The following is a 13,382-nucleotide window of genomic DNA, read 5'->3' on the forward strand; positions in this document are numbered from 1 at the left end:
TTTCTGCATACAATAGGGTATGAAATTGATCGAAGAAATCAAGAAAGCCGAAGAAAAAGCCGAAATTCTGAAGAAAAATACCGTGAGCGAGGGGCAGTCACTTGTCGAAAAAGCACGGGAAAAAGGCGAGAAAGACCTTGCGGCTCTTGATGATTTGAGGGAAAAACAACTGGGAAAGGCGCTGGATAAGGCTCAGCAGATCGTTGGCAGCGAAGTCGCCAAAATCGACGCGGAACATGAACAAGCATCAAAAGAAATCAATGAGTCATATAAAAAAAACAAAGATAAAACTATCAAAAGAATCCAAGAAATAATCCTCAAATGGCCGTCCTCCCAGTAGAAAAAATACACATTGTTGTTTACAAGGGTATAAAGGATAAATTCCTTCAAGAATTGCAGAAGGAAGGAATAATCCATATTACAGAACAGGAGGAATCAACCACCGAGGTGTCGACCGACCTGAGCCGTATCGATGATGTACTCAACCAGCTGACTAGTTATAAGAAACGCAGCCCGCTTTCGATGTTCTTCAACGTAAGACGCCCCATGCCCTATGCCATGTTTGTTGAAACGACCCGATCTTATGATCACAAGAAAACCGTTACCCAACTTGAATCTATCAGAACCGAACGGGACAAGATGTTCAGCCGCACCAAACAGATTGAGGATGAGATATCATTACTTACACCGTGGAACCCATTCAGTTCAGACCTGGCGACCCTGAAAGAATTCAAACAGACCGATAGTATCCCCGTAATGATTCCTTCTTCAGAACTACTCGAGCAGATGGCCGACGCAATTGCTGATATACCATATTCCGAGGAAAAAGTGAACACTGTGAGTACGGTCCAATATCACCTTTTCTTCGTAAAAAAAGAACAAAGTGCACAACTACGCGCCCGACTCATAGAGAATGGATGTGAAATTGTGGATTTCCGCTCCCTCAAGGGTATTCCCGGAGAATTGCTAAAGAAACTCGAGAAGGATTTGGTGGCGGCGCGAAGAAAAATAGAGGACTTGAATGAACTGGAAAAGAGTCTGGCCCATGAGATCGACAAAATAGAAGCAACGGCTGACCTTCTTTCAATCGCCAAGAAGAAAGAAGATCTGGCCGGGGCACTGCCGGAGACAATAAGCACAACGAACATAATCGGTTGGGTGCTCAAACGCAACTTGAAACGGCTGGACAATATCGTTGATAGGTTTGGGCTCGTCTTTTACGAAAAAATCGAAAGAGATCCGGATGAAAAACCGCCGGTAGCATTACGAAATGTGACCCTTAGCAGGCCATACGAAATGTTAGTAAAACTCTACAGCATGCCCGACCCGAAAGAGTATGATCCAACACCGTTTCTAGCGTTTTTCTTCCCGGTCATGTTTAGTCTATGCATTACCGATGCCCTATATGGAATTCTGTTGATACTTATTTCGCTGTATCTGATGCGCCGTGTCACCGGTGATAAGAGTCTTTTCAGAATACTCCTTGTCGGCGGCATCCTTACGATATTCGCGGGCGCCATGGTTGGAGGCTGGGGCGGTGATATCTTTGAGTACATTGGCTTCCAGCCGCTCATCAGGTTCCGCAGGGCGCTTATGCTGTTCGATCCGGTGACCGATCCGATGATCTTCATTGCCATAGCACTTGGCTTGGGTTTCATTCACATGATGCTCGGCATCGCTATTGAAATCTATGATGATATTAAGAACGGAGAATACGAACAGGCGATATTTGCCAACCTCACGTGGTTCATAATCCTACCGTCCATCATTCTGTATTTCAGCATCTTCTCATCATCGCCTACGGCAAAAATGGCACTTGAGGTAATAATCTGGACCTGCATCGTAGGGGTCGTCCTTGCTTCTCATCCGGAAGGAAGCCCCAAGGTTATTGACCAGATCATATGGGCACCGATAATGTTTCTGCTATGGTATGCGGTAACCAGCTTTGCCTTCGGATTCCTTGGCATTGAATACGTCATCAAAGTTCCGGCATTTGCCTACTTGCTAGCCCTCCCGTTGCTCATATTGGAGTTCACGCGCATAAAAGCGATGAAACAGGTGTTGGGTAAAGCCGCCTGGGGGTTATACAACTTATACGGCATATCAAGTTACCTCGGTGTTCTCCTGTCATATGTAAGGTTGATGGCCCTGGGCATGGTTACCGGTGTGATCGCAATTGCCATTAATAAAATCGCATGGATGATAACAGGTATACCGGTTCTGGGTATTATACTGGCAATCGTCATTCTCATACCAAGCCATCTATTCAATCTCATCATCAATACACTGGGTGGTTTTATTCACACTATGCGCCTTCAATATATCGAATTCTTCGGCAGATTTTACAGCGGCGGAAGCAAACCATTCAAGCCATTTCAGATGGAAACCGACTATGTTGAAATTAAGTAACATCTGTTTATTTAGGCATTTTAGGAATTTGGGTGTTTTGGTTTCTAGGTTTTTTAGGTATTTTGTCTGTTTTAGGCATTTTCTCTATTATAGGCATTTAGGTATTTATCATATGCAGGAGGTAAAATGGTCGAATCTTATGGTTTAGCAATAGCAATCGCAGGTGGTGCGCTGGCGGCAATACTCGGAGGAATCGGTTCGGCAATAGGCATCGGCTACGCTGCTCAAGCTGCCAACGGAGTCTTGAGTGAAGATCCAGAAAAATTCGGTAGTCTGTTGATCCTCGTCGCACTGCCCGGTACACAAGGCGTGTATGGTTTTATCGGCGCGTTCATAGTTTTGCAGAAAATCGGAATATTCGGAGGCGAAGTCGTCACACTATCTATGCAACAGGGTCTGCAAATATTCTTCGCGGCTCTACCCGTGGCAATTGCCGCAATCGCGTCCGCAATCTGGCAGGGAAAGGTCTGTACTGCCGGGGTCGAGATGGTTGCGAAGAGACCAACTGAAGCGGCCAAAGCAATGATCTACGGGATTCTCGTAGAGTTCTATGCAGTTTTGGGGTTGATCGTTACAATCCTGGCAGTTGTCCAGATGAAGATCTAACATGTCAACCCAACAGGTTACAGAAAAAATTCTCCACGACGCAGAGAACAACGCGCAAGAAATCCTTGCAGAATACAAGAATGAGGCGGAAAAGATCACGACTGATTTCGCCCAACGCATCGAGCAGAAAAAGCAGCAAATCAATAAAGAGGTCGAAGAACGGAAAGAAACTGAAATAATGCGGGGATTGTCTCAGCACCGCCTTGCACTTAATAGAAAGCAGACCGAGCACAAGCAGAATCTCATCAAAGTAACTATCGACGAGGCAATATCAAAACTCAACGATCACGATGAATACCCCACGTTTCTGAAGGCTCTGATAAAGAAAAGCGACGAGAAGAAGGGCGAACTGTTGCTCAGCAAGGCCGACCTAAAAAAATTTCGCGGCGATCTGGAGAAATTCCTCGCCACGGAAGAAATGGAATTGAAAGTCATTGAGGATGATAGCATCAGAGGTGGACTCATAATCAAACGAGGGACAACTAGCTACATTGGCTCACTCGACATAATTCTCGAATTGCTGAGCGAGGAACTGGCCATCGCGATTTCAAAATCAATGTTTTAAAGGAGGTTATCCATGGCTGAAAATGATATCAGGAATATCGGATTATTCGGGCATGCGGGAAGCGGCAAGACGACGATAGCCGACGGACTTCTTTATCTTGCGGGAGCCAACACAAGATTCGGTAAAGTCAACGAGCAAACATCGGTTTTTGACACCGAACCCGAAGAGCAAGAGAAAATTTGCAGCCTCAACCTCGGGCTCGCATCGTTCAAACACAAAAATGTTCTCATCAATCTGATCGACACGCCTGGCTATGCTGACTTCGTTGGCGAGGCAATAAGTGGGATCGAGTCCATTGATTGTGCAATAGTCGTCGTGGATGCCGTCGGAGGTATCGAGGTCGGAACCGAAAGGTTGCTGGGTGAAATAACCAAGAAGAAAATACCAGTCGTGTTTTTCATCAATAAATTGACCAAAGAAAATGCGGATTTTCAGAAAACTCTCTCAACGATCGGCGAAGCATACAAGAAGAGTGTTGTTGCCGTGACAATACCCATAGGAGAAACGAGCAAATTGAGCGGTGTAGTCGATGTCATAAATGGCAAAGCTTTTGAGGCCAAGGGTAAGGAAATCCCAGTTCCGGATGAGATGAAGGATGCTATCCAGAAATACCGCGACAAGTTCATCGAAGCGGCTGCTGACCTTGATGAAGGACTGATGAACAAATACATCGAGGGCGAAAAAGTTGAGTTACCGGAATGCCTCGACCCGGTTAAAAAAGGTGTTACCGCCGGCAAGATCGCAATATGTCTTGCGGGCGATGCAATGGAATTGATCGGTGTAAGCAATCTGCTTGATATTGCCGTTGAGTTTATACCGACCCCGCAAATGCTACCTGACATTCAGGTGGGGGGCAAGAGCATCAAAAGGGAAGATTCTTCACCATTTCTTGGTTATGTATTCAAAACCGTAGTTGAACCACACCTCGGTGAAGTATGCTACACCCGCATATTCAGCGGCAAGGCTAAGAGTGGGGATGTCGTTGACAACACAACAAAATCTTCAGAGGAAAAAATCAATCAGATATTCCTGATAAAGGGAAAAGAGAAGACCGAAATCGAGGAACTAAATACCGGTATGATAGTCGGCTTGGTCAAACTCAAGAACACCAATACCGGCGATACTCTCACGAAGGGGGTGAATGTCACTCTGCCGCCAATAGTATTCCCGACGCCGTCGATATCCATGGCAATCGTGCCAAAAGAAAAAGGTGACGAGGAAAAGATCTCAACAGGACTCACTCGCCTCCACGATGAGGACCCGACATTTGCTTTCGCTTTTGACCCGGAGATCAAACAATTGATAATCTCTGGCATTGGTGAACTGCATCTCGATATCATACTCTCACGATTGAAAAGGAAGTACAGTGTCAGCGTTGACCTCGTGAAACCGCGCATAAAGTATCGCGAGACCTTCACCAGGAAAACCAGCGCTCAAGGTAAGTATAAGAAACAAACCGGTGGGCACGGTCAGTATGGTGATTGCTGGTTGAAAGTCGAGCCCAGGGAAAGAGGAGCTGGCTTTGAATTCGTTGACGAGGTCGTGGGCGGCGCCATACCTTCACGTTATATACCATCGGTCGAGAAAGGAGTCAAAGAAGATTTGGAGCACGGTTTTCTTGCCGGCTACCCGCTAACCGATATAAAGGTCATCGTTTATGATGGTTCGTATCACCCCGTTGACTCGTCGGACATCGCTTTCAAAATCGCGGCATCGATGTCGCTTAAGTCGAACGCCGAAAAGGGTGGCGTAGTATTGCTTGAACCGATCCAAGAAGTGGAAGTCTTTGTGCCCGAGTCTTTCATGGGAGATGTCATCGGTGACCTGAACAGCCGCCGTGGTAAAATAATGGGAATGGAAGGGGAAGGCAAGATACAAAAAATTAAGGCTCTCGTTCCCATGGCAGAAATGTACAAATACTCGACCAGTCTCCGCTCGATGACACAGGGCCGGGGTTTTTTCAACATGAAATTCAGCCATTATGAGGAAGTTCCGCGCGACGTGACCCAGAAGATTGTGGACGAAGCAAAAAAATCTAAAGAGTAGATGAGACCCGTTTTGATAGAGGTTGGCGGGATCGCGATCCCGGCTTACGGCGTAATGCTTGCGGTCTCTTTTCTCGCCGCACTCTGGTATGTAAAACGTAAAGCCCCAAGGTTCGATATCTCGCCAGTGATAATCGAAAATCTGGCATTCTATGTTATGCTCGGTGTCGTTATCGGGGGCCGTCTGCTCTATGTGATATTCCACTGGACGCAATATCAGAATGACCTGCTCGGTGCAATCCGGATATGGGAAGGTGGAATGATGTTCTTCGGAGGATTCCTTGGTGGATTCATGCTCGGCGCACTGTATATGCGGAAACAGAAAATCTCCATTTACAGAATGTCGGATTTGGTTGCACCGTCGCTGGGCCTCGGGTTGTTCTTCACGCGCATCGGATGTTTTCTTAACGGCTGTTGCTTTGGTGAACCATCGGTACTGCCTTGGGCAATGCGTTTCCCGCCCGAATGCGTGGCCGGGACTTCGCCGATCGGCACACAGCCGCTCCATCCTGCACAACTCTACGAATCAGCCTTCGGTCTGGCGCTGTTCTTCTTTCTGAACAACCGGCTTGGTAAATCTGAGCGCAAGGGCGCTGTTTTTGCCCAGTTTTTGATATTCTACGGCGTTTTCCGTTTCGGAATCGACCTGATACGTTACTATGAAAACAGCGCTAATTATTGGATTAATCAAGTCATCGCCCTGGGGTTGATCATCGCTGGAATAGTAATGTTCATCCGTCCCGTCAAAAAACCGTCTTGACCCTTCTGTCAGATGTTCTAAAAGCAGTATTCGACTTCATCTTACCGCAATCCTGTATCCTATGTAACGAAGAAATACAGCGTGGGGTAATTTGTGATAACTGCCTTGATTATCTGCCGCTTGTAAACCCGCCGCTTTGCGTCGTATGCGGACGACCGATAAAGAACGGCAAGCAGTGTGCTTTCTGCGACAGTGAATCACCGGTCGACCATGGACGCGCCTGGATACTCTTCATCCCTCCGTCAGACAAGGTCATTCATCATTTCAAATACCGACGGAAAACTCGCCTCGCACAACTACTTGGCCGGGCGATGGCAGGAATGATCAATGCCGATCATATCTTATCAGGTGCGGACACTATTACGCCGATCCCTTTGTTCTGGTGGAAGAGAATGCGCCGGGGCTACAACCAATCAGAGATTCTATCGCGCATCGTAAGCACGGAAACGGGTATCGGGCAAGAGCGACTGCTGAGAAGAATCAAGCATACCCGAACGCAGACACGACTCAGCACCGAAGAACGCAGGAAAAACGTCCTGAACGCCTTTGCGCTGAGCAATGATAGTGTTCACGATAAAAAGATACTGCTGATCGACGACGTGCTCACCACTGGTGCAACGGCGAGGGAATGCGCCCGTGTTCTGAAAGAGCACGGTGCGGCTGCGGTCTATTCATGTGTCGCGGCGATCACGCCGGATAAACCCAACACTTTTTCTCGTCATCGTCCGGTTCACCCGGACGATCCAGAAACGCCAGAATGAACGCCACAAACTCTGGATCCTCTGGTTAAACCAGAGAATGACAAAATCTCTCTCACCACCCTCCAACCTGATCCTACGGCTGTCGTCCAGCCCACCCCCTCCTGTCATCGTCCGGCTTGCTTGTCCGCCTCAGGCGGGACCGGACGATCCAGAGCAAAAACCGTACCACAGAACCTGGATTCCCCGGCTAAACCGGGGAATGACAGAATAATGACCTCTGTAGCGTTGACACAGGTGCAGTTTCCGATTAATATTACATTCTGAGAGAAATGGTATGTTAGTTAATCTAAATAAAATCCTTCCAAAAGCGCGCAAAAATGGCTATGCCGTGGGCGCGTTCAACACCTCAAACCTGGAAATCACCCAGGCGATCATCAGTGCATCCGAGGCACTAAAAGCGCCGGTGATCGTCGCCACGAGTGAGAAGGCGATCAGGTATGCCGGGATCGAAAATATCTCCGAGATGATCATCGGCATGGCAAAGCGAACAAAAATCCCGGTTGTGCTACACTTAGATCATGGCAAATCCTATGAACTGTGCAGGGAATGCATAAAGCATGGCTACACATCGGTCATGATCGATGCCTCACATCTGCCATTCGGCGAAAATGTGAAGCTGACAAGAAAGGTCGTGCGCTACGCGCACGCAAGGCGGTTGACAGTCGAAGCGGAGATCGGGAGGCTTGCGGGCATTGAAGATGACGTTGACGTCACGGAAAAGGAAGCCCTGTATACGGAGCCGCACGAGGCAAAGAGATTTGCCGAAGAAACCGAATGCGATGCACTGGCGATCGCCATCGGGACTTCGCACGGCGCGTATAAGTTCAAGGGCAAACCAAAATTACGCATCGACATACTAAAGGAAATCGCCGGGTTGATCCGAATACCGCTCGTGCTTCACGGTGCATCCGGCGTTAAAACTAAATGGATCAACCGTGTGAACAAACACGGCGGTGCGCTGGAGCACGCGCGCGGTGTGCCGGACAACCTCATCCGCCAGGCCGTTAAGAATGGCATAGCCAAGATAAACACCGACACTGATTTGAGGATCGGCTTCACGGCAGGGCTTAGGGAATATCTTGAGGAGAACCCTGCTGATTTTGACCCAAGAAAGATCACGGGCCGTGCACGAGACCTGGTCGCCGAAGTTGTAACAGACAGAATACAAGTGTTTGGCACAAAAGATCGCTTGTGAAAAAACCTTTTCTCATCACACCAGCCGTTCTTTGCATTCTGTTAATGTTCGTTTTATGCGGCGTGCCACCGAAGGAGTACAGTTACAGCAATTTTCTGTTTGGTGCACAGTGTAACGTGAAATTTCAATTCATTCATGAATACCGTGCAAAAGAGATTATTGATGTTCTCGATCTGGAACTCACGCGGCTTGATTCGCTGTTGAATTACTTTAGTGACAAAAGTCTGCTGAGTGAACTGAACCGCAATTCGCGGGTAAAGGCTCCGAGTGACATAGTCTTTCTTGTTACACTTAGCGACTCGGTCTCGCGGCTGACCGGCGGTCTTTTCGATATTACAATAGCCCCGTTACTCGAGATTTGGGGTTTCTACCTTGGAGAGCCAAAGATGCCCGGTGCGGGCGAAATTTCCCGCGCAATAGGTCTCGTTGATTACACAAAAATCCAGATAAAAGAAGATTCAATTATCATCGAACCAGGTATGCGCGTTGACCTTGGCGGCATTGCCCAAGGGTTTGCCGCGGACCGTGCCGCGGATATTCTCAGGCAGAATCATGTGAAGTCGGCAATAATAGACATCGGCGGTGAGATCATTACAATAGGACGATCGCCCGAGAAGAGACCGTGGCGTGTGGGCATCCGCAACCCGCGTGGTGGAGGTGTGATCGAAACCATTGATATGAAAGATTCTGCCGTCTCTACGTCCGGTGATTACGAGAAATTTTTCATCATCGGCAACCAGCGTCACCCGCACATCCTGAATCCGCATACTGGTCTACCAGCAAAGGAGTTCGCTTCGGTAACCGTGTGCGCTGACAATGCCGCATTTGCTGACGCGATGTCAACGGCGATCGCCGTCATGGGCGCGACAAGAGGCATTCAATTCCTTGATTCACTCGGAATAAAAGGTATAATATATTATGAGCGCAATGGTGAACTGGAGAGACTTTCCAACAGATGAAGGTTGAAGCAAAACACTATAGAACCAAAACAGATCATGTTGAATGCACAATGTGCCCACACTTGTGCAAAATCAAATTGGATAAGTGGGGACTCTGCCGCGGGCGTAAGAATGAAGCGGGTAGATTGTGGGCGACCAATTACGGCGAAACCACTTCGATCGCAATGGACCCCATAGAAAAGAAACCGCTGTACCATTTTCATCCCGGGTCGCAGATACTCTCCATTGCGTGCAACAGCTGCAACATGCGGTGTCCGTTCTGTCAGAACTGGGAAATCTCACAAGTTGAAGTGCAAACCCAGTATCTATCTCCCGAAATACTTCAGAAAATGTCGAGGGACCACGAGTCAATGGGTGTTGCATATACGTACACCGAGCCTTTAATGTGGTTTGAATATTTGATAGACGCAGGAAAGGCTATTCATGAAATTGGTGGCAAGAATGTACTTGTGACCAATGGACTGATCAACGAAGATCCGCTGCGTGAGCTTATACCGCTGATCGATGCTATGAACATCGACCTCAAAACAATGAATCCGGATGTGTACAAAAAAACATTGAAGGGAGACCTGGCCGCAGTTAAGAGAACTATCGAAACTGCACACAAGAATTGTCATATTGAAATCACGAATCTCCTTGTCACTGGATTGAATGACAAGAAAACGGATATCGACAGCTTGGTCGATTATGTCTCTTCCATAGACCCAAATATACCTCTTCACTTTTCGAGATACTACCCCAATTATGAATACACGAAACCTCCAACTTCGGTAAAGATGATCGAATACGCATATTCGAAGGCTCGCGAAAAACTGGCTTATGTCTACATTGGAAACCTGCCATCTGAAGAGGGTGCCCATACGGTCTGCCCGAAATGCGGGAACATGCTCATAGAACGGATGTATTTTCAGGCAATGGTCAAAGGTCTTGACGGGAATAAGTGCAATAAATGCGGGGAGAAGATTCCAGTTGTGGTATGAAAACCATAAAGGAGGATCATGGCAAGACGTAAGTTGGGGCATGTAATCGCCGGTGTAATAATAGGCGGAATTATCGGCTCGGCACTATCATCCCTGCTGAGCGGCATTTTTCCAAAGGGCCCTGTGAAGAACTTTTTCTTCAGCGCACTAAAAGTTGGTTTCTCAGCAGTCGAGGTGAATCTTGGTTTTTTTAACTTTACGATCGGGCTTGGGTTGAACATTACGCTGGTGACAGTAATCTTCATATTCCTGGCTATCTATTTACTGCATAAATTATAGAATTGACAGGCCAGAAACATCATGTTTATCAAAGGTAAAAGAGTAGTAAGGGACAAAAAGATCGAGGTCATTAATCCCTACAATGATCAAATTGTTGAGACGCTCGGTAGGAGCGAAAACGCAGATGTCAAAGAAGCACTGGCTATCGCTCAGAAAGGATTCGATATACTGAGGAAAATGCCCGCTGGCGAAAGGTCAAGGATCTTAGAAAAAACGGCGCAGATAATAATTTCACGCAGAGACGACTTCAGCCGTGCCATAGCCCTTGAATCCGGCAAAACAATCAACGAAGCGCGTAGTGAAGCTGACCGCGCCGCTAACACTATGAAACTGTCAGCCATCGCAGCACTAAAATTGACCGGCGAGACCGTTCGTTTTGACCTTGGTGGACAATCCAAGAAATTGGGTTTTTTCATGCGGGTTCCGCTGGGAATCGTTCTGGCTATCACACCCTTCAATTTCCCCCTTAATCTATCTTGCCACAAAATCGGGCCAGCTATTGCAGCAGGCAATGCGGTTATTCACAAGCCAGCAACAAAAACACCGATATCTGGCGTGATGCTGGCCGAAGCCCTGGTGGAAGCCGGTCTTCCGGTTGAGGGAATCTCGGTTCTGACCGGTCCTGGCAGTACTATCGGCATGACACTCATCAAGGACCCGCTCGTTAAGAAAATAAGTTTCACCGGCTCCCTCGAAGTTGGAGAAACAATCACCGCCAATTGTGGTATGAAACGAGTGACAATGGAACTTGGCTCCAACTCCGCAGTCATCGCATGCAAAGATGCGCCACTCGAGATTCTCGCAAAGAAAGTACGCAAGGGTGGGTATACCCTTGCCGGGCAGGTCTGTATCTCAATCCAGCGAGTGTACGTTGAAGATACGGTTGCCGATGACCTTCTCGGCATGCTTACGGATGAAGTTAAACACATAAAATACGGGGACCAACTTCTCGAGCATACCGAGATGGGCCCGATGATCGACAATGCTGCGTTGGAAAAAGCGGAATTATTCTGTGAGGATGCAGTAAAAAAAGGTGGGAAGGTCATTGTCGGCGGCAAAAGAGAAGGTAGCATTTTCACGCCAACGATCATCTATAATGTGCCGGAGGATGCTCTGGTTATTCAGGAAGAGGCATTTGCACCGATCGTTGCAGTCAACGCATTTAATGGAATCGACGATGCGATTCAAAAAGTCAACAACACAAAATATGGCTTACAGGCAGGGGTCTTCACACGGGACATCACCAAGGCACTCCAGTGCGCGCGCGAAATCGACGCCGGAGGAGTACTGATCAATGAAATTCCCACGTACAGAGTCGACAATATGCCTTATGGCGGTACAAAAGGAAGCGGCATTGGCCGCGAAGGTCCCGATTTTGCGATTAGGGAAATGACGGAAGAGAAACTCGTTATACTCGACCAGATATAGTATTAAGTAAGTATTTTTTGTGTTGTGCGATACCGTAAAGGTTTGTAATATGCGGCCAGCTATTCGCCGCGGGATTCAAGCTGTGCTTCCAGCTCTTGAATCCTTTCAACCAATTTTTCCTTCTCCCCTTCTCTTTCTTTCCTCCATATTCTCGTAAGCATTCCAAAAGCCATGAACATAAGAATCATTCCCCACCATGGTGCGAACCAACTGAAGATGTTGAAAAAATGAAGGATTAATCCAACCACCCCGACCAAGAATAAAACAAGTGCCCATAATGACATAGAGCCTCCTTAATATCTTTGTCGCTCTGGTGTACTAACGTATTATATGAACAATTAATTTATTGTCAACAAATTTTTTTCCGCTATGGGTGATTCAAGCACATCATCCCCGGAATTTAACCAAAATGATATCACCGTCGTGTACTACATATTCTTTGCCTTCAATCTTGGTATACCCCCGATTCTGGCCTTCACCAAATCCTCCGGCTCTGATAAAATCATCATAAGCCAGGACTTCGGCCTTGATGAAACCTTTCTGCATATCCGTGTGAATCTTACCAGCCGCGTCGATTACCCGTATCCCCCTTGCGACAGGCCAGGCACGTGCCTCCTCACCCTTGATCGTGTAGAAAAGAATGATAGATAATTCTTCCATGCACATCCTCACGAGACCATCAATGCCCCGTGGATCCACTCCCGCATCTTGCCTCAATTCTATTCTCTCTTCATCGCTGAAATCTCCTGTTTCCTCTTCAAGCTTCACCGAAATTCTATATCCTTCATGTTCAGTAACGAACTTACCCTCGTCATCAAGATTCAACAACACAATCTCCTTTTTCGTGGTAAGCAGTGGAATTCCCTCGTGGGTCTCGCTCGGTATATTGCCTTGAACTAGTTCATCTTTAATGCTATCCAGTTTCTGGAGTTCTTCACGAAATTCCGCCGCTTTTTTTATTTTCTCAATACGCCTTTCTACAATTTCCAGATCTGCAAGCAGCAATTCCGTGCGAACCACTGAATAATCACCTTCTGGCGACAGCTCAGCCGAAGTATGCGCAACATCGGGTGCTTCGAAGCACCTCAAAACGTGTACGATGCAATCAACATCCCGGATGTGAGAGAGAAACTTATTGCCCAGACCTTCACCCTTATGCGCATCTTTGATAAGACCGGCGATATCCACGAACTCAATGCTGGCGTATCTCATCTTGGGGGATTTTGTGATCTCCACAATATGCTCAAGGCGCTCGTCCTGAATCATAACCATACCTACATTTCTATCTATCGTGGTAAAAGGGAAATTTGCCACCTGGGCACCGGCCTTTGTTAGCAGATTGAAGAGGCTGGATTTACCAACATTGGGCAATCCGACAATACCAATCTTCATATT

General features: G+C 47.3%; 14 protein-coding genes. 12 read left to right on the top strand and 2 right to left on the bottom strand.

All coding sequences use genetic code 11. The annotated features are described in order from the left end of the window. Positions 1 to 19 precede the first annotated feature (19 nt). The 12 genes from OEV79_03455 to OEV79_03510 all read left to right on the top strand — a co-directional run bounded on the left by OEV79_03455 (position 20) and on the right by OEV79_03510 (position 11,987). Positions 20 to 340 (top strand): hypothetical protein, encoded by a 321-nt coding sequence (locus OEV79_03455; protein ID MDH4210483.1) that lies wholly within the window; start codon positions 20 to 22, stop codon positions 338 to 340. A 53-nt stretch (positions 341 to 393) separates the two neighbouring features. Then, a complete protein-coding gene (locus OEV79_03460) occupies positions 394 to 2,409 on the top strand; it encodes a hypothetical protein (GenBank protein ID MDH4210484.1) in 2,016 nt (671 codons plus the stop codon). A gap of 126 nt (positions 2,410 to 2,535) precedes the next feature. After that, positions 2,536 to 3,015, top strand: coding sequence for a V-type ATP synthase subunit K (locus OEV79_03465; protein MDH4210485.1), 480 nt, complete (start codon positions 2,536 to 2,538; stop codon positions 3,013 to 3,015). Between the two features lies 1 nt (position 3,016). Then, a complete protein-coding gene (locus tag OEV79_03470) occupies positions 3,017 to 3,580 on the top strand; it encodes a hypothetical protein (protein MDH4210486.1) in 564 nt (187 codons plus the stop codon). Between the two features lie 12 nt (positions 3,581 to 3,592). After that, a complete protein-coding gene (locus tag OEV79_03475) occupies positions 3,593 to 5,626 on the top strand; it encodes an elongation factor G (protein ID MDH4210487.1) in 2,034 nt (677 codons plus the stop codon). Next, positions 5,627 to 6,385 (top strand): prolipoprotein diacylglyceryl transferase, encoded by a 759-nt coding sequence (gene lgt / locus OEV79_03480; protein MDH4210488.1) that lies wholly within the window; start codon positions 5,627 to 5,629, stop codon positions 6,383 to 6,385. Next, positions 6,382 to 7,146 carry a ComF family protein gene (locus OEV79_03485; protein MDH4210489.1) on the top strand — a complete coding sequence of 255 codons (765 nt, stop codon included), beginning with the start codon at positions 6,382 to 6,384 and terminating at the stop codon, positions 7,144 to 7,146. The genes lgt and OEV79_03485 overlap by 4 nt, the downstream gene beginning before the upstream one ends. 274 nt (positions 7,147 to 7,420) lie before the next feature. Then, positions 7,421 to 8,341, top strand: coding sequence for a class II fructose-1,6-bisphosphate aldolase (fba, locus tag OEV79_03490; GenBank protein ID MDH4210490.1), 921 nt, complete (start codon positions 7,421 to 7,423; stop codon positions 8,339 to 8,341). Continuing rightward, a complete protein-coding gene (locus OEV79_03495) occupies positions 8,338 to 9,300 on the top strand; it encodes an FAD:protein FMN transferase (protein MDH4210491.1) in 963 nt (320 codons plus the stop codon). The genes fba and OEV79_03495 overlap by 4 nt, the downstream gene beginning before the upstream one ends. After that, on the top strand, positions 9,297 to 10,280 hold the full coding sequence (gene amrS, locus OEV79_03500; GenBank protein ID MDH4210492.1) for an AmmeMemoRadiSam system radical SAM enzyme: 984 nt from the start codon (positions 9,297 to 9,299) through the stop codon (positions 10,278 to 10,280). The genes OEV79_03495 and amrS overlap by 4 nt, the downstream gene beginning before the upstream one ends. Positions 10,281 to 10,298: 18 nt before the next feature. Continuing rightward, positions 10,299 to 10,559 carry a DUF4321 domain-containing protein gene (locus OEV79_03505; protein ID MDH4210493.1) on the top strand — a complete coding sequence of 87 codons (261 nt, stop codon included), beginning with the start codon at positions 10,299 to 10,301 and terminating at the stop codon, positions 10,557 to 10,559. 21 nt (positions 10,560 to 10,580) lie between these two features. Continuing rightward, positions 10,581 to 11,987: an aldehyde dehydrogenase family protein gene (locus tag OEV79_03510; GenBank protein ID MDH4210494.1), complete on the top strand. Its 1,407-nt coding sequence runs from the start codon at positions 10,581 to 10,583 to the stop codon at positions 11,985 to 11,987. A gap of 59 nt (positions 11,988 to 12,046) precedes the next feature. Here the strand turns inward: OEV79_03510 and OEV79_03515 are convergent, their stop codons facing one another. Continuing rightward, positions 12,047 to 12,271 carry a hypothetical protein gene (locus OEV79_03515; GenBank protein ID MDH4210495.1) on the bottom strand — a complete coding sequence of 75 codons (225 nt, stop codon included), beginning with the start codon at positions 12,269 to 12,271 and terminating at the stop codon, positions 12,047 to 12,049. 103 nt (positions 12,272 to 12,374) lie between these two features. Then, positions 12,375 to 13,379, bottom strand: coding sequence for a redox-regulated ATPase YchF (ychF, locus tag OEV79_03520; GenBank protein ID MDH4210496.1), 1,005 nt, complete (start codon positions 13,377 to 13,379; stop codon positions 12,375 to 12,377). Positions 13,380 to 13,382 lie beyond the last annotated feature (3 nt).

Source organism: candidate division WOR-3 bacterium, from assembly GCA_029858255.1.
Classification (GTDB): Bacteria; Hydrothermota; Tepidihabitantia; order SM23-42; family SM23-42; genus SM23-42.

What these genes read in the sequence shown, in the direction of transcription:
- OEV79_03455 (MDH4210483.1), top strand. Translation starts at nt 20, where the DNA reads ATGAAATTGATCGAAGAAATCAAGAAAGCCGAAGAAAAAGCCGAAATT.
- OEV79_03465 (MDH4210485.1), top strand. Translation starts at nt 2,536, where the DNA reads ATGGTCGAATCTTATGGTTTAGCAATAGCAATCGCAGGTGGTGCGCTG.
- OEV79_03470 (MDH4210486.1), top strand. Translation starts at nt 3,017, where the DNA reads ATGTCAACCCAACAGGTTACAGAAAAAATTCTCCACGACGCAGAGAAC.
- OEV79_03475 (MDH4210487.1), top strand. Translation starts at nt 3,593, where the DNA reads ATGGCTGAAAATGATATCAGGAATATCGGATTATTCGGGCATGCGGGA.
- lgt (MDH4210488.1), top strand. Translation starts at nt 5,627, where the DNA reads ATGAGACCCGTTTTGATAGAGGTTGGCGGGATCGCGATCCCGGCTTAC.
- fba (MDH4210490.1), top strand. Translation starts at nt 7,421, where the DNA reads ATGTTAGTTAATCTAAATAAAATCCTTCCAAAAGCGCGCAAAAATGGC.
- amrS (MDH4210492.1), top strand. Translation starts at nt 9,297, where the DNA reads ATGAAGGTTGAAGCAAAACACTATAGAACCAAAACAGATCATGTTGAA.
- OEV79_03505 (MDH4210493.1), top strand. Translation starts at nt 10,299, where the DNA reads ATGGCAAGACGTAAGTTGGGGCATGTAATCGCCGGTGTAATAATAGGC.
- OEV79_03510 (MDH4210494.1), top strand. Translation starts at nt 10,581, where the DNA reads ATGTTTATCAAAGGTAAAAGAGTAGTAAGGGACAAAAAGATCGAGGTC.
- OEV79_03515 (MDH4210495.1), bottom strand. Translation starts at nt 12,271, where the DNA reads ATGTCATTATGGGCACTTGTTTTATTCTTGGTCGGGGTGGTTGGATTA.
- ychF (MDH4210496.1), bottom strand. Translation starts at nt 13,379, where the DNA reads ATGAAGATTGGTATTGTCGGATTGCCCAATGTTGGTAAATCCAGCCTC.